This window comes from Pseudomonas arsenicoxydans, assembly GCF_900103875.1.
GTDB lineage: Bacteria > Pseudomonadota > Gammaproteobacteria > Pseudomonadales > Pseudomonadaceae > Aquipseudomonas > Aquipseudomonas arsenicoxydans.
In genome coordinates, this window is sequence record NZ_LT629705.1 from 3,873,978 (window position 1) to 3,895,986 (window position 22,009).

The window sequence follows — 22,009 nt, forward strand, 5'->3', positions numbered from 1 at the left end:
GATAGGGTTTCGAAAACACGATGCGGCCCGCGGTTCAATTCGTTTGATGATCAGCAACTGCAACGGACCCAGGGTGCGTTCCGTCAGGAAGAGCCCCCTCCCGGAAGGGAGAGGGCGCTTGTCCGTTCAAGTGTGGTGAATTTCCCGATCCTTGGTTTCCGGCAGGAAGAAGGTGCCAAGAATGGCCGTCATCACGGCGATGACGATCGGATACCACAGCCCATAGTAGATATCCCCCGTGGCCGCGACCATGGCGAACGCCACCGTCGGCAGGAAGCCGCCGAACCAGCCGTTGCCGATGTGGTAGGGCAGCGACATCGAGGTGTAGCGGATGCGCGCCGGGAACAGTTCCACCAGCCAGGCGGCAATCGGGCCGTAGACCATGGTCACGTAGATCACCAGGATCGTCAGGAGCAGCAACACCATCGGGTAATTGGTCTTGGCCGGGTCGGCCTTCTCGGGGTAGCCGGCGTCCTTGAGTGCTGTGCCAAGCGTGGCGGCGAAGGCGTCGTTCCTGGTCTTGAAGTCGGCGGCCGGCATGCCGGTGCCCTCGAAGCTCTGAATGACTCTATCGCCGATGCGCACTTGCGCGACGGTGCCCGGTTCAGCCTTGAGGTTCTTGTAGGGGATGGCCCGTTTCGCCAGTACGGTCTTGGCGAGGTCGCAGGAACTGGTGAATTTGGCTTTGCCCACCGGGTCGAACTGGAACGAGCACAGCGCAGGATCCGCCACCACCGTGACCGGGTTCTTCTCCTGGGCGATGAACACGTCGGGGTTACCGTATTGGGTCAACGCATGGAAGATCGGGAAGTAGGTCACCGCCGCCAGGATGCAGCCGGCCATGATGATCCCTTTGCGCCCGATCCGGTCGGACAGGCTGCCGAAGATGACGAAGAACGGCGTGCCGATCAGCAGCGAACCGGCAATCAGCAGGTTGGCGGTCTGTGGGTCGATCTTCAGTGTCTGCAGCAGGAAGAACAGCGCATAGAACTGCCCGGTGTACCAGACGACAGCCTGGCCGGCGGTGCCGCCGAGCAGCGCCATGATGACGATCTTGAGGTTCTCCCAGCGAGCGAAGGACTCGGTCAGCGGCGCCTTGGAGGACTTGCCCTCGGCTTTCATTCTCAGGAACACCGGCGACTCGCTGAGTTGCAGGCGGATGTACACCGAGACGATCAGCAACAGGATCGACAGCAGGAACGGAATCCGCCAGCCCCAGGCCTCGAAGGCTTCGGTGCCCAGCGCGGTGCGGCAGGCGAGGATCACCAGCAGCGAGAGAAACAGTCCAAGGGTGGCCGTGGTTTGAATCCACGAGGTGAAGTAGCCGCGCCGGCCCTTTGGTGCATGTTCGGCCACGTAGGTCGCCGCGCCGCCGTACTCACCGCCCAGCGCCAGGCCTTGCAGCAGGCGCAGGGTGATCAGGATGATCGGCGCCGCCACGCCGATGGTTGCGTAGCCGGGCAGGAAGCCCACCACAGCCGTGGACAGACCCATGATGACAATGGTGATGAGGAAGGTGTGCTTGCGCCCGATCATGTCGCCCAGTCGGCCGAACACGATGGCACCGAAAGGACGTACGGCGAAGCCCGCGGCGAAGGCGAGCAGCGCGAAGATGAACGAGGTCGTCTCGTTGACGCCGGCGAAGAAGTGCTTGGCGATAATCGCCGCGAGGGAACCGTACAGGTAGAAGTCATACCATTCGAACACGGTGCCCAGGGAGGAGGCGAAAATGACCTTGCGCTCCTCTTTGGTGATTCCGTGGTTGGGCACGCGGCCCGCGGTTGCACTGTCGATTGCGGCCATGAGTCTTCTCCGTCTTTCTTGTTGTAGGCCGGAGTACCTCACTATCGTTTGCCGCACCCAGGCCCTTGGGCTGATGTCGTCGGATTACACATTGCGCGAAGCATGCGCACAGGCTGACGGCCTCGCATCGCAGCAGGCTTTCTAGAAGCATAATCGGCTTCGCGCAGATATCCACTGGCCATCCCGTTCAACCCCACGCAACCATTCGTTTGATCAATAATCACCATCAAGGAATGCAAGTTCTGTTTTTCTGTCATGAGAGGAGGATAGCGTCATACCAAAGTCGCCTCTGAAGGAACCTGCGCGATGAGAATGTCTACCTTGCTGGCGCTTGTCGCCGTATTGACCGCCGGCGTTGCCGCCACCGTACCGGCTTACGCGGCCGATCCGGCCTGCCATTTCCTGCCGGTGGGCGACAGCACCGCCAGCTTGCAGCGCACTCAATCGGTGGGCGTGCTCTACAGCGAGAACACCCTCAACACGATCGAATACCTTGAGCAGTACCATGCTGTGGCACTCAACGGCGCGAAGAACCCTGCACTGGATTCGCGCATCAGCAACGCCTTCGTCAAGAGTTCCGATCCGACACTGGCGATCAATTGGCTCAAGGGCTCGCTGCAAAAAGAATTTGCCTCGGTGACCGTCTACGACAGCCTCGACGCAGTGGTGCAAGCCCATCCGGACGTCGTGGTGATGCTGGACACCTACAGCCGCCTGGTGTCCAAACGCAACAACCAGGTCGAAGCGCGCTTCCTCGCCAAGTTCTACGACTCGAACTTGCAATACATCGGCAAGGCCGAAGGCTCACGGGAACAACAGATGCCTTCGGTCTGGGTGCATGGCAAGGCCGCTCCGGAGATCGCTGCGCAGATTGACCAGCAAAACGGGGTGCAGGTCGATGCGTTGAAGCAGTTCGATGCTTCGCTGAAGGTGTTGGTGACATCCGCAAGCAAGGGTCAGGTTGCCTCTAACTGACCTTCGCTGCACCGTTCAACTCAACTCTTTTAGAAATGCTGAAGCCGCAAACCCATCGATCAAGCCATCACCCTGAAGATCGATACTCGACCACTCGGGATTGACCGGTTTCGCCACGACCAGCTGTCTGGGCTTCAAGCTACCCAGCACGCTGTATTCAGTGCCGGGACCACCGCGCAGTCTCAGACTGGTTCGCGATATCACCTCATGGGTGGGCGCAGAAACAGCAGTCGGGACTGACGACGTTTCGACAGGGACAACAAACGCGCCGAAATCACTCTGTTGAGGATTGATGAGGTTGTAGTCGAGCCCCAAGCCGCACAATGTGGCTTCCGGTGCCTTTTGCTGAATGTGGTAGGCGCCATTCTTTATTGCGTCTTTCGTCCCTCGAAACCCCGATGACATCGCGAGCCAGACCAGCGCGCACAAGTTGTTCTTCGACAACGCAGCGGCGGTGGCTCCCGAGCCATAGACGCCGACCCGATAGGCTGGCTGATTGCCGGATAATTCTTCGAAGGCCCGTTGGATGCCCTGGAAAAAAGGAATGATGCTGCCGGTGATGTCGGCGGGGCTGGCATCGAAGTCGACGGAAAAATAGATCCCCGACCCCTCGGGTTGCCCTATGTCGTTGCTGGCATAGCGATAGGCCCTGCGTCCTGCTTCATAACCTTTGGTCTCCGAGAAGTCGTCTGCGCTGTTTTGTCGTTGCTGGAACACCACGGCAATGTTCATTCCCTGGGAACAAATGGATTGTGCTTCCATCAGCGTTAAACATTTGTCGGGAAAACTTCTTGAGTTGCTGAAGTTGTAGTAACGAATGATGGTTTGTACATTTTCTTTTGCGAGACAGCCAAGTTTCGCCGTCGTGTTATAGGGCGTGTCGATAATGAGCATGATCAATGTCCTCTGGCGAGTCTTGCGCTTTTGCGATGCGGCCGAGTGAGGTCTGCTCGGCCCATTGGGTCAATGAAAAGCGCGTTTAAGGAACTCGTCAATGCAGGCACGTGCAACTTTTAACGAAAGGTGTAAGAGGTTTGAATCAGTGTTAAGCAAGTGCAACAAAGTTTGATAAAAAAATGAGATTTATGGGTTTTAGTTTCTGGCTTTATTAAAAGTTGCGCTGGAGTTAAGCAACTTTTTGGCGATATTTTTTATGGGCGCTCACCGATAAGTGGGCTGGAGGGTGGTGGCCAAACAACACATCGTTTTCCCGAATCCATTGTTTTTGGATCGTCGCTTGGCTAATCTCGCACAAACACGCAAAAACAGGCATTAACATGCAAGATCAGCATTCGGCAGTCGAGCTTCCTTCGGTGCGTCGGCAAAAAATCCTCCTGCTCCTGGAGCGAGACGGCAAGGTCATGGCTTCGGAGTTGAGCCAGCATTTTGCCGTTTCCGAAGACACCATCCGCCGCGACCTAGCGGAGCTGCACGCCGCTGGCCTGGTGCAGCGCGTGCATGGTGGGGCGTTGCCTCGTCCGAAGGACACCGGCAAGGACTTCTTTACCCGGGTGAACGAAACCGATGAGGTGAAAACCCGCCTGGCGCAACTCGCGGCCAGTCGAGTGCGCAACGGCCAGATCGTGGTGTTCGATTCGGGCAGCACTACGCTGCAGATCGCCCGGTCGTTGCCCTCGGACATTGTCATCACGGCTATAACGGCATCGCCAATGATCGCCATCACGTTGGCCGAATACCCCGGCATCAAGGTGATCCTGGCCGGTGGCCAACTCAACCCGGCGACGATGTCTGCCAGCGGACATGAAACGCTGCGACTGATCGATGGCATCAAGGCTGATCTGCTGTTCACCGGGGTCTGTGCGATCCACCCGGAAGTCGGCATCAGCTCGCTGCATTTCGATGAGGTGCCGATAAAGCTGGCGATGCTCGACAGCGCGTCCCATGTGGTGGCGGTGACAACCGCGGACAAACTGGGGGCGGTCGAGCCTTTTGTGGTCGCGCCGTGCAATCGTATTCACACGCTGATCACCGAGCGGCATGTCGCCTCGGGTGATGTCGGGGACTATCGAAAGCTTGGCCTGGAAGTGGTGCAAACGGACGATTGAGCCAGGGACGCGCTATCAGCCGTGGCCCAGGGCGATGGCAAAGGACACGACGATCAAACACGCAAATGCAAAATTTATGTTCATGAAGCTTTCGTCCGAAATTATTAGAAGTGGCGCTATCTTGAACATGCCGCTGAAAAATAAAAAATTCGGCTTCATGATGTAAAAGATCGAAGGAATTGATAGTTGCGCAAGCCACACCTACAAGCCCCTCCTGTAGGAGCTGTCGAGTGAAACGAGGCTGCGATCTTTTGACCTCAAAGCATCGACGCTACACCAAGTATTTACGAAACCAGGCCACCGTCCTGTCCCACGCGAGTTTCGCTGCGGCTTCATCATAACGAGGTGTGGAGTCGTTATGAAAACCATGATTGCAGCCGGGATAGATATACGCCTCGTATGTCTTGCCCGCCGCTTTCAACGCTTTTTCATACGCCGGCCAGCCTTCATTGATGGCTTTGTCCAGTTCACCGTAATGCAGCAGCAGTGGCGCCTTGATCTTCGGCACATCTTCGGCCTTGGGCTGGCGGCCATAGAAGGGCACGGCGGCAGCCAACTCTGGATACGCCACGGCAGCGGCGTTGGCGACACCGCCGCCATAGCAGAAACCGGTAATCCCGACCTTGCCCGTGGCGCCATCCAGTTTCATCAGCCATTCAATGGCGGCGAAAAAATCATTCATGAGCTTTTCAGGATCGACAGTCGCTTGTAACTCGCGGCCTTTGTCGTCATTGCCGGGATAACCTCCCACCGAACTCAGGCCGTCAGGGGCGAGTGCAATAAATCCCGCTTTGGCGACGCGCCGGGCGACGTCTTCGATGTAGGGGTTGAGCCCACGGTTTTCATGCACGACCAGCACCGTCGGCACTTTGCCGGTGGCTTTGGCCGGACGCACCAGATAGCCACGGACATTGCCATGGCCTTTGGGTGAGGGGTAGCTGATGTACTCGGCGAGGATGTCCGGGTCAGTGAACTCCACTTGTTCGGCCAACGCGTAATTGGGGCTCAGAGTCGCGAGCAGAGCACTGGCCGTCAGGCCGCCCAAGGTGAACAGCGCCGCCCGGTCAAGAAACTCGCGCCGATTGATTTTGCCGTGGGCGTAATAGTCGTAGAGCTCAAGCAGTTCCGGGGCGAAGTCTTTGGCGGTCAGGCGTTCCATCGGTGCGCTTCCCATGGGTTCAGGCTTTGAATCAGTAAAGCAGGGTTTAGCACACTGGAAAGCTCATTCACCCGCGCACCGCATCGTTCGCCACAACCCGGCCAGATCGCCGGGTGTGGATCACACACTTACCTCAGCTCATCAATGCCCGCCCACCACCATATGGCTGAACGGTGCGACATACGCCTGCAACGTGACCAGACCACCGACCAGAATCGCCAGGATGATGGAGTGGAAGAACACGTAGCGCAGGATTTCCCCTTCATGCCCGTACCAGCGAGTCGCCGTGGACGCCACCACGATCGACTGGGCGTCGACCATTTTGCCCATGACCCCACCGGAGCTGTTGGCCGCGGCCATCAACACCGGGCTGAGTCCCAGTTGTTCGGACGTCACCCGTTGCAAGCCGCCAAACAGCACGTTGGAGGCCGTGTCCGAGCCGGTCAAGGCGACGCCGAGCCAGCCGAGCAGGGTGCCGAACATGGGGTAGAAGATGCCGGTGGCGGCGAAGGCCAGGCCCATGGTCGCGTCCAGTCCCGAGTAGCGGGTGAGGAAGCCCAGGGCCAACATCGCCGCGATGGTGATCAGCGAATAGCGCACCACCCATAGCGTTCGCAGGTATTGGCGGGCCAGTTGCGGGATCGAATAGCCCATCAGCAGCCCGCCGACGATGGCCGCCAGGAGGATGCCGCTGCCAGTGCTGGTGAACCAGGTGAATTTGTAGATCGCTTCCTCGGTTTTTGGTGCAGGCACCACCGGTGGAACCTTCTCGACTTGCAGGTGCAAGGTGGTGAAGGTCACGGCCGGGGCGAACAGCGGATTGGCTTCGCGCAACGGTTTGCCTTGTGGGTCGAGCTTGGCCGATTGGGTGGCCGGGTCGATCGCCGGGCGAGTGTCGAACATGTTTTTGAAGCCTTGGGTGCCCCAGGCGAAAACGAAGACCGTGAGGATGATCCACGGCATCCACGCACGCATCACCGCCGGTTTTGCATCGCTGGCAAACGTGCCGCTGACTTCGGGTTTCTGCTCATGTTCGGCATCGATTTTTGAAGTATCGACACGCCCCGACAGCGCGGCGGAAGTGTGGATCGTTGCCGGTTTCCAGACTTTCAGGAACAAGGTCAGGCAGGCCATGGAGATCAGCGCGGCGATCACGTCGACCAGCATCGGCCCGTGGTAGTTGGACACCAGGAACTGCGGCACGGCAAAGCTGACACCGGCGACCATGATGGCCGGCCAGATTTCCAGCATCTTGCGCCAACCGGCAAAGGCCCAGATCAGCCAGAACGGCACCAGCACCGAGAAGAATGGCAATTGCCGGCCGACCATCATCGACAGTTCCATTTCATCCAGCCCGGTCACCTTGGCGAGGGTGATGATGGGCGTGCCCAAGGCGCCGAACGCCACGGGCGCAGTGTTGGCGATCAACGCCAGGCCGGAGGCCGCCAGGGGCGAGAAACCCAGGCCGATCAGGATTGCGCCGGTCACCGCCACCGGCGTGCCGAACCCGGCAGCGCCTTCGAAGAAAGCACCGAAACAGAAGGCAATCAGCAGCAATTGCAGGCGTCGGTCGTCGGTGATGCGCGCGAGGGAATCCTGCAACACTTTGAACGAGCCGTTCTCAGTGGTCAGCCGGTGCAGAAAGATGATGTTGAGCACGATCCAGCCAATCGGCAGCAGGCCGTTGGCGGCGCCGAATAGCGCCGCCGTGCCGGCCATGTTCGCGGGCATGCCGAAGGCGAAGATGGCGATCAACAAGGCAGAACCAAGGGCCAGCAATGCCGCCAGATGCGCCTTGATATGGAAAAACGCAAGGGATGCCAGCATCACCACAACCGGCACTGCGGCCATAATGGTTGAGAGCACCGGGTTGCCAAAGGGATCGTAGACTTGCTGCCAGACCATGTTCCACCTCTGCTTTTTATTGTTGGTAGTGCAGGCCCCGGGCGGGGTTGGTGGAATGGAGTATAGGTGGCATTGCGCCGCTGTCCTGTGAGGCTCGTGGCCGGTAAAACCGCCTGCCAGCGTCCCGCGATAATCCCGGTCGAACTTCTACTACGCTCAGAAAGAATGACGGCAAACCCTGCTATCCACGACGAGAGGGAGACAGCGATGACTGAACGCCATGAGAAGCACAAGGAAACGCTTTCCAATGGATGCAAGATCGAGGTGAGAGCCGAGATATTGGGGGACGGCTCCCTGAAAATGTTCATCGGCGTTTACCGGCCGGACGGCTCGGTGATTGAAGAGGACGAGCATCCGTCCCCGCACTTGCTGGACCTCGAAGGGGCCATGGATTGGGCCATCGACATAGCCAAAGGCATCGGTAACAAACAACACACGTTGTAAGAGCGGTGAATCACCGCTCTGGCCATCGCCCTTATTGCGCACCGAACATGGCTGTCCAGTAGATCCCGGCATCACTCTTCGGATCGACTGCGTAGGCGGCGCCCAACTCGCGATATTGCGGGTTCATCAGGTTGGCGCAATGACCGGGGCTGGCCAGCCAGCCATCGACGACCTTGCGCACGGTGTCTTGCCCGGCGGCAATGTTCTCGCCGACTTGCTGGCCGCTATAACCTTCCAGTTCGGCACGGTCGCCGGGCGTACGACCGTCGCGGTCCTTGTGGTCGAAGAAATTGTTGTTGGCCATGGACCGGGAATGCTTTTCGGCCGCTGCCGCCAAGGTCGCGTTCCAAGCCAGCGGCGAGGCCGCGGCAAACGGTTGACCGCCACACTGGCGAGGTTGGCTGCGAGCGGCGTTGAGCGTTTCCAGAAGCTTCTGGCCTTCTGCCGTGGCGTCGCCCAGGCGCGCGGTCAACAGCGGACGCGCCAGCACGATGCGCCAGTCGCGCCCCTCATGGCTGACACCGACGTCGATGAATTGCGGGTTCAGCACCACCTGGCAAAAGCTCTCCTTGATCGCTGCCATGGCGGAGGTCGCATCACGCGGTCCGGACATGCTGATCGCCTGCACGTTGACCATCGGGTACGACGCACGAGCCATCGCCTGCTGCAAATCGACGTTGCCGATGGGCGACAAAACCAGGCGCGGGTCGCTCGTCAGCGGTGGCAGTTCCGATGAAGCCTGGTTGGCACAGCGTTGCGCCTGGCTGCGGTAAACGTTGATCGATTCGACCAGTTGCGAATCCTCGGTTGCCATGGCAGTGGCGGCAAACACCAGGCCCAACGGCAACGCGGCAAGACGCAAAACGGATGACGGAACGCGCATGGAAATCCCCTTTGACTGAGTGCGCCCATAATGCGCGAACTCACCCCGTTCAAGGCAATGGCTTTTTGCAGATTGTTGATTAACCTTTGACATGATTTGGCTACTACACTGAATCGACGACTCTAAGAGTGTTTCCACCATGTCCGTTAAATGGATCGCAGCGTTACTCGCCGTGACCCTGCTCGCCGGCCAAGCCATCGCCGACGACCAGGAACAAAAAAAAGAAGTGGCTCAAGACAAGGCTCAGGTGCTTGAGCAGAAAGCGGCGGAAAAGGGCGACAACGTGCCCGTGCCCAAGTCCGAGAAGATCACCCAGTCCGAGGTTCAGGCGGTCGACCCGTCCGGCAAGGCACCGCTGGATGAGACGATTACCTGCCTGGCCCGCTCCATTTACTGGGAAGCCAAAGGCAAGGACACCGCCGACATGGAAGCGGTCGCCAATGTTGTGATGAATCGCCTCGGTCACGAAGGTTTTCCTGACACGGTGTGTGCGGTGGTCAAGCAAGGCTCCGAAACCAAGAAATGTCAGTTCTCCTGGTGGTGCGACGGGCGCCCGGACACGGCCCAGGAAGAGACCCAATATGCGCTCGCCAAGGAAATCGCGCGCAAGGCCCTGAATAAACAACTGCCGGACCGCACCGGTGGCGCCATGTATTTCCATGACCGCACGGTAAAGCCGGACTGGGCCAAGGAGTACATCAAAACGGCGGAAATCGGGATGTTCAAGTTTTACAAGCCGCATGACGGGTCGGCGAAGTAGGCACGCAGCGCCCATGCCGGGCGCTTAGAACTTCGCATAGTTCAACGCATCGACAATCGCCGAACCGCCGATGCCGGTCAGCGACAGCAACAGTGCGCGAATCAGCGGGTCCTCGGAGTAACGCGAGAACGAGCCTTTATTGAGCGTTGCGACGCGCTCGCGAATGATCTGGAATTTCTCGTAGGGGCCTGGCGCTTTCGGCGTTTGCAGCAGGTAGGCATCGATCCGTTGCAACGCGACTGTGCGGGCTTTTTCCGCAGCCCGGCGTAATGACAGCGCGGAGGCGAGCAGGATCAGCGCCGTGATTAAAAACGAAATGACCATGCTGGGCGGTGTCGGCCAGTTATCGAACACGCTGCTGCGCGCCGCCAACAGGATCAACATGACCACCGTCGGCGCATAGATCAGACGACTGACCGCCGAGGTACGGGTGGCGATCAACTGCATGTCGACCCACTCGTCGATGCAGGGATGTTTGAGCATGCCGAAAATCTTCTGGTGTTCCAGCTGCAGCGACTTGGGCCAGATCGCATGATGTGTGCTCAGGTGCCGAATGAAACGCGTCAGCAGCAGATTGGCATCCACGACCCAGAACACCAGCACCTGGAACACCAGGGTGGGGACCAGCCAGCTGAGCATCCACACGATTGAATCGCCGCGCACGGGAATGCGCTCCATGGGCCACACCACAAACAGCACGCTGGTGACCACAACGAAAACCCAGGTGGCGAGCAGGGCGCGCAGCAGTCGGGCACCGAACGATCCGCATACGCAGTGTTCACCCCAGAAGCGTGCAATGGAGATCATTTTGCGCCCGTCCTCGCAGGTGGCCTCTGCGGACTGACAGGGTTTTGACCAGTCGTCATTGGCGCTCATCAACGGGAAAAATATCAGCAGCAGGCCGTTCCCCAGTTCATTGCACCCGCGCCGCAGGTTCCAGCGTTTGCAGTGGCGTAGGAAGCGAAGAACCTGCCCACACACACCGATCCGGTAGCGGCGCATGTACTGGCGCAAATGGTAGGCGCTTTCGATTTCGGCTCTGTTGACGCGCAGGTTGCGCCAGCCCCATGCCAGCGCCGAGAGCGATATCAGTACGGCGGCCACGCGCAGCGCCACGGTCGGCCAGGCACTGATGCCTTCGAACAGGAACATCGGCTCACCCAGGCCCTCGCCGGTCAATGTGCTGCGCATTTGATACGCCAGCATCAACGCAAGGATGAACCCCACGAGGGGCACGACGATGTACCACGCCGAGGCGTCGTAAAAACCGCTGTCTGCGCTGGCCGTCGTGTCTTTGCTGTGGGCGTGTTGCCGGGAACGACGGATCAGGTTCGACGAGATGATGCCCAGCAGGATCAGCACGAATGTGAACCACAGAAACTCGGCATGCCAGAAGCGCGTGGCGATAAAGGCGCAGGCCACCGCGACCATGTACAACGTCACGGGCACGCCGCGCACCCAGGCCAGCTTGGTGTCAGGGTCGATCTTCGGCCCCGAGATCCACCGCCAGACAATAAATCCAGCCATCAGCAGCAGCGTGAACGTCAGCGGCCCGGCCCAGAAGAACGACTGAATGGCTTTGAACTGCTCGCGCACGGCCTGGGAGGCCTGCGGGTAGGGCGGGGGCGAGGGGTCTTGAAGGCAACGCAACGCCATCAAGTCGTGTGGACGCAAGTCGCTGTCCGAGCGCGAAAGCAATGTCGGCGCTTCGCAACTCACCGGGCGTATGCCGGTGACCGGGCTCGCCAAGGGAATGAAACCGCTGATGCCGACCTCGTAGATGCCGGGCGAGAGCAGCTCCGATTTTGAATAATCGAATTTCGCCCGCTTGGCGTCGAAGGATTGTGGCGCCAGCGCCGCGAGGACGGAGACGAACACCGAGCTTTGCAAGCTGTCGCGAAACGGCGGCACGTCTTGCTGCAGGGCTCGCGTCAGCGTCAGCCCGTAAGGCGCTGCCAGTATCAGGTTGCGGGTGGTTTGCGCCTGGCCCCGCTGCAGCATGCGGGCGTCGAGGTCGGTGGAAAAGTACAGTTTGTACGGCATCCGGCTCTTGAGCGCCTGCAACACCAACAGTTTGTCGTAGGCATCGACCCCCAGAATGCCGATGGCGCCGATGCCGCTTTCACCGTTGCGTCTATAGGTCGCGTCTTCGCTGGCGATGTGATCGGCCAGGCGGCGCAGATAATCCAGTTGGGAGTTGCCGTCGGCTTTTTCCAGCGGACTCAGATCAATAGCGGTGGCGTCCTTGCTTTTGCCGGCATCGGGGCTGGCCGCCTTGTCAGTGCTGGCGGCTTCCTCCGGAAGACGTCCGTCCAGACCACGCAAATAGCTGAAACGCAGAATCCAGCGATCGATCGCGGCTTTTTCCTTGTTCTCGCGCAGGCCGGCATCCGCTGCGACCTGGGCTTTGAAGCTTTCGATCAACGCGCGACTGTAGAAACTGTCCCACTCGGAAATCAATGCGATACGGTCGGCGCGCGGCCACCGGGTCCGGGCGCAATCGGACCCCACTCGCCGCAAGCTGCCTTTATTGCACTTCAAACCGGTTGCCGGATCGACATGACGCAGTTTCAGTTCCTCCAGCATCAGTTGCGTCATGGTGCCGTCGTCGCTGACGGTGCGCAGCAGTTTCATCGGTGGTTTATTCGGCGGCTCTATCGCCGGGGTCTGGATGCTTTTGGCGAGTGTCTCGTTGTCGGCAGTGGCCAGGGGGGAATAGATCTCGATGTTCGGTGTGGCGTGGGCGTTGGCTTCATCCTGGTACATGCCGCGCAAGACCGTTGAAGTGGCCGGGCCAATGACTTTCAAAATGGCATCGTCGGACCGTTGGGGACACGCTTGAGCGGTACACCTCGACTGAAGTGTGGCGTTCAGGGTCTTGTTCAATTTATCCAGGGTTTGCAGCGGGGTGGTGCCGAGTGCGTCCTGTTTCAGCCAGAACACGATCGTGCGTTTGGGCGGCAGTGGTTTGTCTTGGGGATCGGTCGGTGGATCGAAGGGATTATCGACAAACATTTCATAGGGAATGTCGGTGAAATTGGTCTCGTTGGGTGAATCCGTCGAGAGATCAGCGGGAAGTTTCAGGCACTGGATGTATTGCTCTTGATCCGGCACCCGGTGCGAGTTCTTGAAACCTGCCAGCAACGCGTAACGAATGCGCCGCCGCCGTTCGACTTCATCGGCATAGGGGCCGCCCTCGACCAGCGCCACCATCATGTCTGGAACCGTTGATTCCTCGGGCGGCAGGGCGATCAAGGGTTTGCATAAATGGCCGGCGTCGGGACTTTTGGCGTCGTTGAGCTTTTTGCGATAACGCTCCAGCGCATCAAACGGGTCCTGCCACAACCGCGCTTCGATTGGCAGTTGCGCCTGAAATTGTGCGCCGATGGGACGCGGTTCAAGGAACGGTTCGCGGGTCAGGGCGAACGTCGAGACCACCAGACTCAGGATGACCGCACTGCCAGGCAGCCAGAAGGCCAGGTTAGGGCCTGAATCCTTAGAGGTGTCCATGGCCTTTCCCTCGAATGGCCGACGGTTACAACGTTAGTTATAGACCCAATTAGCAAGTTGGTTTTTCGCCGGATGTGTAGGAGCTGTGTAGGAGCTGTGTAGGAGCTGTCGAGTGAAACGAGGCTGCGATCTTTTGATCTTTAGCAATTTCGAATCCACCGAAAAATCAAGATCAAAAGATCGCAGCCTCGTTTCACTCGACAGCTCCTACAAGGTGTTCTGAAAGGTGGGGGCTTCGATATTCAAGGCAAAATATGATTTGTGTCATCCAGGTCTCGTTGGAGCCCCATTACTTCAGTGAGAACGCTGCCATTACCGCCAATTTCGGCGGGTCGTTGCGTTCGTGAACATGGCGTTTCGACGATGGGTCCATCAAAGACGCTGAAAAAAAGGGGACTTCCACCGAGCGATGGAAGTCCCCTTTTTCCAGTTTTGCTTTTACAGTTCCTGACCCAAGAAGATCAGTGTATTGCCATGGGCTTCAGCGGCGGCGCGCTGGTTATAGCTTTCACGGTGCGAGCAGTTGAAGCCATGTTCGGCTTCCGGATACACAACAATTTCCACGTTGTCGTTGTTATCGAAACGCTCGGCGATTTTCTCCACGGCTTCCAGTGGAATGTGGCTGTCCTGTTCGCCGAAGTGCATCAGCAATGGCACCTCGATTTCATCGGCGCGGTCCAGATGGTTCTGGATGCCACCGCCGTAATAGGCCACGGCCACTTCCACCAGGCCGTTGGCGGCGGTGAGGTACGACAGCAAGCCGCCAAAGCAATAACCGATGGAGGCAATGCCGCCGTCCAGGCCTGGCTGCGCATCGAGTGCGTCGATGGCCAGTTTGATGTCGGCTTGTGCCTTGTCGATGTCGGTGGCGTTCATCAACTCGACGGCGCGTTTCCAGCCGGCTTCGTCGTAGCCCAGCTCGATGCGGTGGCCGTTGCGCCAGAACAGGTCCGGTGCGATGACCAGGTAGCCGTCGGCGGCGTATTGCTCGGCGACCGAGCGGATGTGTTCATTCACGCCGAAGATCTCCTGGATCAGCACAATCCCCGGACCTTTGCGGGTATGCGGAATGGCCAGGTAAGCGCCGAATGTGCCTTCGTCGCTGTCGATCTCGATCCATTGGGTGGTCACGCTCATGGTGGCTCCTGTTTTCGCAAGTGAAGTGGGTTGAAGCTTAATGCGGCTGTGTGGCCTTGAAGCTTGGCAGAGACTGCATGCGTTTCCACCATCCGTCGAAACCTTCCACCGCAAACACCTGTGGCGCATCCGGCGTCATCGCGATGTAGGCGCAGCCCGGCGCGAGGTAAAAGTCGCCGATACTGGGTTCAAGACCTGCAATATACGGATCGGTGCCTTTTATTTTCATCAGTTCGCGCAGCACCCGTTTCGAGTTTTCGATGCCTTTGCGGCGCGCTTCCTCATTCTGCCCGCCAATGAAGTCAGGAAAAAGATGATAGCCGAACACCTGTACCAGGTTGCCATAGCCATAGGAATCGTAAATCCCCTGGGCCATGTGCGTGCGGGCGCGGTCGTGGGCGTTATCCGGGGTGATGGACGGTCCGGGCAGGACTTCGTCCAGATAGGCGACGATCGCGCCGGTTTCGATCACCCGGAATCCGTCATGATCGATGACCGGCACCTTGCCGAAAGGGTGGCGCACCAAATGCTCTGGCAGGTGCGGCTCGCCCTTGATCACGTTGACCTGGACCTGTTCGTAGTCCGCGTCTTTTTCTGACAGCAGCATCTTCACAGTGCGCACATACGTACTGCCGTCAAAACCGTAGAGAGTGAGGCTCATGGCGATTGCTCCGTTTTTTCAGGGAGTGGGGGACGCGCCCGAGCCTCTGGTCGGTCAAATGTGAGTGCGACGCCAGACGAATCGGGCCAGCAGTGCATCCAGGCTGAGCTTGCCGGCACCCGAGAGCAACAGCGGCATAAGGGCTGCGAGGTAGATCAGCGGCAGCTTGAAGTTGCCGTGCCCCTTGTTGCTGATGGCGTAACCCTGAGCAAGCTCACTCAATGTAGACCAATCGGCCGGCCAGTGAACGGCAGCGGTCGCAACGACCGTGACGATAATCAGGATGATTGCCGACATACGGGTCCCCAGGCCGACGAGTATGGCCAGGGCACAAATCAGCTCGGCCCACATCGACAGTTCCCAGTTCAAGGTGGCCGGGACGTGATTGAACGGAAACGGAAAGGCATCCTGGATGTCGGCGAACCAGTTTTCGCCGTTCCATTTTTCCAGGCCCGATTCGAAAAATTCCCAGGCAATGAACAGCCGTAGCGTCAATGGCGCGAGCCAGCTGCCGGCCCGGTCGAGGTTCAGGTGCAGGCTTTTCACGGCCGACGAAATTGCAGAAGTCATGGGCTGGTCTCCGTTCTGTCAGGGAAGCGGGGCAACGCGTTGCCCCATGCAATGGGTTACTCGCCGGCACCGCACTTGCCTTCACCACATTTGCCTTCAGCGGGTTTTTCCGCGCTGTCGGCCTGGACCTGGCTGTAGCCGTGGGCCAGCTGTTTCATGCTGAATGCCTCGGATTCGGAGGCCGACGCCACATTGGAAAGGGCCAGGCCGCCCGCGATGATCAGGCCGAGGGTCAGGGAAGAAGTCGAGAGCTTGAACATGGTGATACTCCGCAGGATTGAGTGAGTTGAGCGCTTTGATCGGCGTGGCCGATCGACAGGCACAGTTCATCAAGCGGGTGTATCTGCGATGTGTCGCGGGTGCGGGGTTTTATGGATGGGGTGTGTCGCAGGCGGGTCTGTACACACTCCGATACATAGCCACCATCAATCCTTGTGGGAGCGGGCTTGCCCGCGATAACGGTGTGTCATTCAACGATGATGTTGACTGGCAGTCCGCAATCGCGGGCAAGCCCGCTCCCACAGGGGATGTTCGTGATTTTGCGAGAGGTGTTTAAGCAATCTGTGATCCAGCGCCAATCAGCAGCGTCTAGCCTCCGTGTCCCCGCAATCCCACGGGGCGAGACTTCGGAACCCGGCATGCAAGCGCTGTTGAACGAAATTCTTGACGCCGTCCGGCCGCTGATCGGTCAGGGCAAGGTGGCTGACTACATTCCGGCCCTAGGCACGGTCCCGGCCAATCAGTTGGGCATTGCCGTGTATGGCAACGACGGCGAGCTGTATTGCGCTGGCGATGCCGAGACGCCGTTTTCGGTACAAAGTATTTCCAAGGTGTTCAGCCTGGTGCAGGCCATCGAGCATTCGGGTGAAGCGATCTGGGAACGCCTCGGCCACGAGCCGTCCGGCCAACCGTTCAACTCGCTGGTGCAGCTGGAGTTCGAGCGCGGCCGCCCGCGCAATCCCTTCATCAATGCCGGTGCCCTGGTGATCTGCGACATCAACCAGTCACGCTTTGCCGCGCCAGCGTTGTCGATGCGCGATTTTGTCCGTCGGCTGTCCGGCAACCCGCAGGTGATGGTGGACGGCAAGGTCGCCGAATCCGAATACCAGCACCGAGCGCGTAACGCGGCGATGGCTTACCTGATGCAGTCGTTCGGTAACTTTCACAACGACGTCGAGGCGGTGTTGCGCAGCTATTTCAGCCACTGCGCGTTGCGCATGAATTGCGTCGACCTGGCCCGGGCGTTCTGCTTCCTGGCCAACGACGGGTTCTGCAAGCACAGCGGCGAACAGATTCTCAGCGCCCGCCAGACTCAGCAGGTCAACTCGATCATGGCCACCAGCGGTTTGTATGACGAGGCCGGTAACTTTGCCTATCGCGTCGGTTTGCCGGGTAAGAGCGGCGTGGGCGGGGGGATTGTCGCGGTGGTGCCGGGGCAGTTCACGGTGTGCGTCTGGTCACCGGAATTGAACGCCGCCGGTAATTCGCTGGCCGGGATGGCGGCGCTGGAGTTGTTGAGCCAGCGCATTGGCTGGTCGGTGTTCTAAGGCAATCGGGGTGGCTGGGCTAATGACGCTCCGTGGATTTTCCTATACATTTTCCAGCCGCCCTCTGCATGGTGAAACCGCTTCATGTCTCTTGCGCTCGAACGTCTAATCGCTGGCACGCCGATCCCTTTTGCCGGTAATCGTGTCACGGTCGTCAGCCCCGAACTGGCCGCGCGCTTCCAGCCCGGCGACCATTTACTGGTGGAGCAGGTCAGCGGCGAGTTGCTGCTGATCCCGGTGGTGGACCAGCAAGCGGCAGCCGTCGCGATCGAGCGCGCCGAAGCGGCGTTCACCGCGCTGTCGAGCGTCCCCGATCAGGCGATCAGCACGTTCTTCGATCTTTTTGCACAACGTTTGGAAAATCCGGACTGCTGGGCCTTGATCGAGGCCGCCAACCTGGCCGACATCGAACGCGCCAAATCCCGTGGGCGTTCCACCACACGGCTGCTGGCCGATGAGCGCATGCGCCGCGACATGATCGCCGGCCTGCTGGCCTGGCGCGATGCGCCGGCCACTCGCGGCAAGGTCATCAGTTGCGTCGAACATGACGGCTGGAAAGTCGAGCAAGTGGTGTCGCCGCTGGGCATCGTCGCGTTCGTGTTCGAAGGACGGCCGAATGTCTTCGCCGACGCGGCTGGCGTGTTGCGCACCGGTAATACCGCGGTGTTGCGCATTGGCAGCGATGCATTGGGCACCGCCCAGGCAATTGTCACTCATGCACTGAACCCGGCACTCAGCGAGGCCGGGCTGCCGGTCGGCGCGGTGTCACTGGTCGAAAGCGTCAATCATGCCGCTGGCTGGGCAATGTTTGCCGACCGTCGTTTGTCACTGGCGGTGGCCCGTGGTTCGGGGCGCGCGGTCAGCCAACTGGGCAGCATCGCCCAACAGGCCGGCACCGCCGTCAGCCTGCACGGCACCGGTGGCGCCTGGCTGATTGCCGACAAGGATGCAGACGCCGAGCGCTTCGCCGCCGTGGTGCGCAATTCCCTGGACCGCAAGGTCTGCAACACCCTGAACGTCTGCCTGATCCAGCGTGACCGCGCTTCGGAGCTGGTGCCGCTGTTCCTCGACGCGCTGCAACAGGCCGGCACCGCTCGGGGCCAAGGCTGCAAGTTGCACATCGTCGAGGGCAGCGAACAGTACTTGCCGGCTGAATGGCAAACGGCGAGCGTCCAGGTGTACCGCGCCGAAGGCTATCAGACCGAAGCCTTGGCCGAACCGTTGCCAGAGGACCAGTTGGGCCGCGAGTGGGAATGGGAAGAAACCCCGGAAGTCAGCCTGAACATCGTCGACGACCTGGACCGTGCCATCGCCTTGTTTAATCGCTACAGCCCGCAGTTCACGGTGTCGCTGATCAGTGAGGATACGGCCGCGCATGAGCGTTTCTACAATGCGGTCAACGCGCCGTTTGTCGGCAATGGCATCACCCGTTGGGTCGACGGCCAATACGCGCTGAACAAGCCGGAGTTGGGCCTTTCGAACTGGGAGAGCGGCCGTTTGTTCGCCCGCAGCGCCATTCTGTCGGGCGACGGGGTGTTCACCGTTCGCAGTCGCATGACCCAGACGGACCTGACTGTGAAACGCTGATCTCTTCCCGACCGCAGGCGCCAGGCGCACTATAATTAAGGTGTGTTTGCGTCTGCGTTTTGAGAGAGGTCCGCCATGAAACTTCATTCATTTCAGAAATACTCTCATGATCTGGAAGCGGTCGTGCACGACACCTGGATCACCAGCCGGGTGAAGTCGGCCCTGGCCTTGGCCGAACCCAGCCTGGCCATGCAGGTTCATGTCAAAACCCATGCGGGTACGGTGGCGCTGAGCGGTCGTGTCATCACCCATAAACAGTGTGAGCAAGTCGTTGCGCTGGCCCGTTCGGTGCAGGGGGTCGTCGAGATCGATGCCAGGGAATTGCTCACTCACGTGTTCACGCCAGGCAGCGTTCCAACGGCTCCCAACGCCGAGGAAACCGCTGAGCGTCGGTCGCCATCGTCCTCCAGACTGGACGACAAATGACATTCGCGATCGTGTAAAGGCAGCGCTCCCGTCAACCGGGAGCGCTGCATCGATCGTCTTTTGGCCACGTTCTGAAACCCATCAAGCCGCTTCAACTGCTTTGCCATAAACAGCGCAAGTCGTCGGGTGTTCGGCCAGCGACACAAAGGTGCGGCTACTGGCTTCCAGCGCATCGATCGAACCGGTCTCGATGTCGTAGACCCAGCCATGCAGGTTCAACTGACCTTTTTCCTGGGCCAGGCGCACGCTTGGGTGGGTCTGGATATTGGCCAGTTGAGCGATGACGTTTTCACGCACCATCGAACTTACCTTTGCCGCGTCATCGGCGTGAGGGCGCGACTCGTTGATAACCTTGGCCGACTCGGCGTGTTGCAACCATCCGCTGACGGCAGGCAGGTGATCCATGCATTTGCACTTGGCGATAGCGGTCATGGCGCCGCAATCGGAATGGCCGCAGATCACGATGTCCGTCACGCCCAGTACCGCGACGGCATATTCGACCGTGGCCGACACGCCACCTGGATGCGGGCTGTAGGAAGGCACGATATTGCCGGCGTTGCGGATCACAAACAGCTCGCCCGGTTCTTGCTGGGTCAGCAGTTCCGGCACCACGCGACTGTCGGAACAGGTGATGAACAACGTGCCGGGATGCTGGGTGGTGGCCAGGTGTTTGAACAGATCGGTGCGTTGCGGAAAAGCTTCGTTCTGGAACTTCAAAAAACCTTCGATGAGCGCTTTCATGGTGATGTCCTCATAAGTGATAAACAGTGGCTACTCAGTTCGAGCAACCGGTGCCGAATTCGCTGTATTGCAGAATGTGAGTTGCGCCTTTGGAGTCGAGATAAGTCATCTCCATCGGAACCACGCCGCAGACATCGGCAACCGGGGTGATTGCCACGACCTGGGCAATGTCCAGGTGCATGTCATATTGGTAAGCGACGGCGGCGTCCTGGGCGTGAACCTGGGCAGAGATGCCCGCCAGCAACGAAACAACCAACAGAATTTTTTTCATGGGGCCTCCTCCAGACGAATGTGGTGAGCGCAGAAGCGTGTTTGGTGTATCGGGTCTGGCCCGCACCGGAGTGCGGGCCGGTTTCAATTTAGAAAGGACGCAGAGGCAGGAACTTGCCGTCCAGGGTAATCACGGCGCGGGAACCGCCTTCTGGATCTTCGACTTTCTTCATGTCGAGCTTGAAGTTGATCGCGCTGATGATGCCGTCGCCAAATTGTTCATGGACCAGGGCTTTGAGCGTGGTGCCGTAGATCTGGATCATTTCGTAGAAACGGTAGATGGTCGGGTCGGTCGGAACACCGGAAAGGCTGCCGCGCAATGGAATGATCTGCAGGCGGGCCACGGTGTCGGCGTCCAGGTCCAGTTTCTCGCCGATGACTTTGGCGGCGGATTCGGGCAGTGGATGCTGGCCGAGCAGGGCGGCGGTGACGTAGGCCAGACCAAGGCCGGTGCCGTCGGTCAGGTCCTGCCAGGACAGATTTTTACGCGCCTTGGCATCGAGAATCGATGTGGTCAGGGCCAGACTTGGGTCGTTGTAAGCGTGGGACTGTTGCATGGTGATTCTCCTATCGGGGTTGTGTTGCTTGGGTGTGAAGCAATCTTCTGCCGATTGATCCATAGCGTCCAAGACCGATATACAATGCTGCGCATAAGTCCTTCCTATAGATGGTGAGCCCCATGCTGCTGCGACATCTGCGTTATTTGCTGGCGGTTGCCGACCACGGCGGTTTCACCCGCGCCGCCGAGGCGCTGCACGTTTCACAGCCGACTCTGTCCCAGCAGATCCGCCAGCTGGAAGAAACCCTCGGCGTGATCCTGTTCGACCGAACTTCGCGCACGGTCAAGCCGACCGATGCCGGGGCGGCCTACATAGAGTGTGCGCGTCGGGTATTGGTCGAGCTGGAAGCCGGGAAACGTGCGTTGCATGACGTGAAGGACTTGTCCCGCGGCAGCTTGCGCCTGGCCATGACGCCGACGTTCATGGCGTACCTGGTGGGGCCGTTGGTGCGCGATTACGTGGCGCAATTTCCGAACATTCACCTGGAGATTTTCGAGCTATCGATGGACGACATCGAGGCCGGGCTGCTCGATGACTCACTGGACGTTGCCATCGCGTTTACCCAGGTCAGAAATGCCGACATCGAATCCATCCCGGCATTTACCGAGACGTTGGGCGTGATGGTGGGGCGCGATCATCCGTTGTATGAAAGTCAGGTCGCGCTGTCCGCTGAACAGGTGGCGCAACTGGACTTCGCGCTGCTGGCGCCTGACTTCGTCACCCGTACCCGCATCAATGAGTATTTTGCCCAGGAGCAGATCACGCCGAAGGTGGTTATCGAAGTCAACTCGGTGAACACCTTGCTGGAAGTCATTCGGCACACGGCCATTGCCACAATTCTCCCGGAGCCCATTGCCACCCAGGATCGGGCATTGCGCAAAATCCCGTTGCGGGGAGAGGCGCCCACCCGGGGGGCGGCGCTGCTGCGGCGTAAAAACAACTATCACAGCGCAGCGTCGGTGGCGTTTATGAATCTAGTGTTGAGCTCGGAGGCTCGTTAGTCGA

General features: G+C 59.3%; 21 protein-coding genes. 8 read left to right on the forward strand and 13 right to left on the reverse strand.

Going from position 1 to position 22,009, the window contains the following annotated elements:
* Positions 1 to 126: 126 nt before the first annotated feature.
* Positions 127 to 1,803 (reverse strand): MFS transporter, encoded by a 1,677-nt coding sequence (locus BLQ41_RS18170; RefSeq protein WP_090182979.1) that lies wholly within the window; start codon positions 1,801 to 1,803, stop codon positions 127 to 129.
* Between the two features lie 306 nt (positions 1,804 to 2,109).
* On the opposite strand from BLQ41_RS18170, the gene BLQ41_RS18175 reads away from it, so the two are divergent.
* Complete coding sequence (locus BLQ41_RS18175; protein WP_090182980.1) at positions 2,110 to 2,778, forward strand: ATPase; 669 nt, start codon at positions 2,110 to 2,112, stop codon at positions 2,776 to 2,778.
* A 15-nt stretch (positions 2,779 to 2,793) separates the two neighbouring features.
* Here BLQ41_RS18175 and BLQ41_RS18180 read toward each other — a convergent pair whose 3' ends face one another.
* Positions 2,794 to 3,672: a DUF1906 domain-containing protein gene (locus BLQ41_RS18180; protein WP_090182982.1), complete on the reverse strand. Its 879-nt coding sequence runs from the start codon at positions 3,670 to 3,672 to the stop codon at positions 2,794 to 2,796.
* A 383-nt stretch (positions 3,673 to 4,055) separates the two neighbouring features.
* Between BLQ41_RS18180 and BLQ41_RS18185 the strand changes: the two genes are divergently transcribed.
* Complete coding sequence (locus BLQ41_RS18185; RefSeq protein ID WP_090182985.1) at positions 4,056 to 4,844, forward strand: DeoR/GlpR family DNA-binding transcription regulator; 789 nt, start codon at positions 4,056 to 4,058, stop codon at positions 4,842 to 4,844.
* 271 nt (positions 4,845 to 5,115) lie between these two features.
* On the opposite strand, the gene yghX is transcribed toward BLQ41_RS18185, so the two are convergent.
* Together yghX and BLQ41_RS18200 are read right to left on the reverse strand one after the other, a co-directional pair.
* Entirely contained in the window at positions 5,116 to 6,003 is an 888-nt protein-coding gene (yghX, locus tag BLQ41_RS18195; RefSeq protein WP_090182988.1) for a YghX family hydrolase, read from the reverse strand.
* 141 nt (positions 6,004 to 6,144) lie between these two features.
* Entirely contained in the window at positions 6,145 to 7,908 is a 1,764-nt protein-coding gene (locus BLQ41_RS18200; RefSeq protein WP_090182989.1) for an L-lactate permease, read from the reverse strand.
* 207 nt (positions 7,909 to 8,115) lie between these two features.
* Between BLQ41_RS18200 and BLQ41_RS18205 the strand changes: the two genes are divergently transcribed.
* Positions 8,116 to 8,352 (forward strand): hypothetical protein, encoded by a 237-nt coding sequence (locus BLQ41_RS18205; protein ID WP_090188651.1) that lies wholly within the window; start codon positions 8,116 to 8,118, stop codon positions 8,350 to 8,352.
* Positions 8,353 to 8,383: 31 nt separating this feature from the next.
* On the opposite strand, the gene BLQ41_RS18210 is transcribed toward BLQ41_RS18205, so the two are convergent.
* Positions 8,384 to 9,235, reverse strand: coding sequence for a CAP domain-containing protein (locus BLQ41_RS18210; RefSeq protein WP_090182991.1), 852 nt, complete (start codon positions 9,233 to 9,235; stop codon positions 8,384 to 8,386).
* A 139-nt stretch (positions 9,236 to 9,374) separates the two neighbouring features.
* On the opposite strand from BLQ41_RS18210, the gene BLQ41_RS18215 reads away from it, so the two are divergent.
* Positions 9,375 to 9,995 carry a cell wall hydrolase gene (locus BLQ41_RS18215; RefSeq protein WP_090182993.1) on the forward strand — a complete coding sequence of 207 codons (621 nt, stop codon included), beginning with the start codon at positions 9,375 to 9,377 and terminating at the stop codon, positions 9,993 to 9,995.
* A 24-nt stretch (positions 9,996 to 10,019) separates the two neighbouring features.
* Here BLQ41_RS18215 and BLQ41_RS18220 read toward each other — a convergent pair whose 3' ends face one another.
* The 5 genes from BLQ41_RS18220 to BLQ41_RS18240 form a co-directional block, all read right to left on the reverse strand.
* A complete protein-coding gene (locus BLQ41_RS18220) occupies positions 10,020 to 13,505 on the reverse strand; it encodes a hypothetical protein (RefSeq protein WP_090182995.1) in 3,486 nt (1,161 codons plus the stop codon).
* Between the two features lie 438 nt (positions 13,506 to 13,943).
* The gene (locus BLQ41_RS18225; protein ID WP_090182997.1) at positions 13,944 to 14,642 is read right to left on the reverse strand and encodes a dienelactone hydrolase family protein; all 699 of its coding nucleotides are present in this window, start codon (positions 14,640 to 14,642) and stop codon (positions 13,944 to 13,946) included.
* Between the two features lie 37 nt (positions 14,643 to 14,679).
* Positions 14,680 to 15,303, reverse strand: coding sequence for a glutathione S-transferase family protein (locus tag BLQ41_RS18230; protein WP_090182999.1), 624 nt, complete (start codon positions 15,301 to 15,303; stop codon positions 14,680 to 14,682).
* A 54-nt stretch (positions 15,304 to 15,357) separates the two neighbouring features.
* Positions 15,358 to 15,873, reverse strand: coding sequence for an HvfX family Cu-binding RiPP maturation protein (locus BLQ41_RS18235; protein WP_090183001.1), 516 nt, complete (start codon positions 15,871 to 15,873; stop codon positions 15,358 to 15,360).
* A gap of 56 nt (positions 15,874 to 15,929) precedes the next feature.
* On the reverse strand, positions 15,930 to 16,133 hold the full coding sequence (locus tag BLQ41_RS18240; protein ID WP_090183003.1) for an HvfA family oxazolone/thioamide-modified RiPP metallophore: 204 nt from the start codon (positions 16,131 to 16,133) through the stop codon (positions 15,930 to 15,932).
* Between the two features lie 378 nt (positions 16,134 to 16,511).
* On the opposite strand from BLQ41_RS18240, the gene glsB reads away from it, so the two are divergent.
* The 3 genes from glsB to BLQ41_RS18255 all read left to right on the forward strand — a co-directional run bounded on the left by glsB (position 16,512) and on the right by BLQ41_RS18255 (position 19,433).
* On the forward strand, positions 16,512 to 17,420 hold the full coding sequence (gene glsB / locus BLQ41_RS18245; protein ID WP_090183005.1) for a glutaminase B: 909 nt from the start codon (positions 16,512 to 16,514) through the stop codon (positions 17,418 to 17,420).
* Between the two features lie 84 nt (positions 17,421 to 17,504).
* Positions 17,505 to 19,007, forward strand: a complete 1,503-nt coding sequence (locus tag BLQ41_RS18250; RefSeq protein ID WP_090183007.1) for an aldehyde dehydrogenase family protein — start codon at positions 17,505 to 17,507, stop codon at positions 19,005 to 19,007.
* Positions 19,008 to 19,082: 75 nt separating this feature from the next.
* Positions 19,083 to 19,433 (forward strand): BON domain-containing protein, encoded by a 351-nt coding sequence (locus BLQ41_RS18255; RefSeq protein WP_090183008.1) that lies wholly within the window; start codon positions 19,083 to 19,085, stop codon positions 19,431 to 19,433.
* An 81-nt stretch (positions 19,434 to 19,514) separates the two neighbouring features.
* On the opposite strand, the gene BLQ41_RS18260 is transcribed toward BLQ41_RS18255, so the two are convergent.
* The 3 genes from BLQ41_RS18260 to cynS form a co-directional block, all read right to left on the reverse strand.
* Positions 19,515 to 20,174, reverse strand: coding sequence for a carbonic anhydrase (locus BLQ41_RS18260; protein ID WP_090183010.1), 660 nt, complete (start codon positions 20,172 to 20,174; stop codon positions 19,515 to 19,517).
* Between the two features lie 34 nt (positions 20,175 to 20,208).
* Positions 20,209 to 20,445 carry a DUF2790 domain-containing protein gene (locus BLQ41_RS18265; protein WP_090183012.1) on the reverse strand — a complete coding sequence of 79 codons (237 nt, stop codon included), beginning with the start codon at positions 20,443 to 20,445 and terminating at the stop codon, positions 20,209 to 20,211.
* Between the two features lie 88 nt (positions 20,446 to 20,533).
* On the reverse strand, positions 20,534 to 21,001 hold the full coding sequence (cynS, locus tag BLQ41_RS18270) for a cyanase (RefSeq protein ID WP_008043963.1): 468 nt from the start codon (positions 20,999 to 21,001) through the stop codon (positions 20,534 to 20,536).
* 122 nt (positions 21,002 to 21,123) lie between these two features.
* On the opposite strand from cynS, the gene cynR reads away from it, so the two are divergent.
* Positions 21,124 to 22,005: a transcriptional regulator CynR gene (gene cynR, locus BLQ41_RS18275; protein WP_090183014.1), complete on the forward strand. Its 882-nt coding sequence runs from the start codon at positions 21,124 to 21,126 to the stop codon at positions 22,003 to 22,005.
* Positions 22,006 to 22,009: the final 4 nt, after the last annotated feature.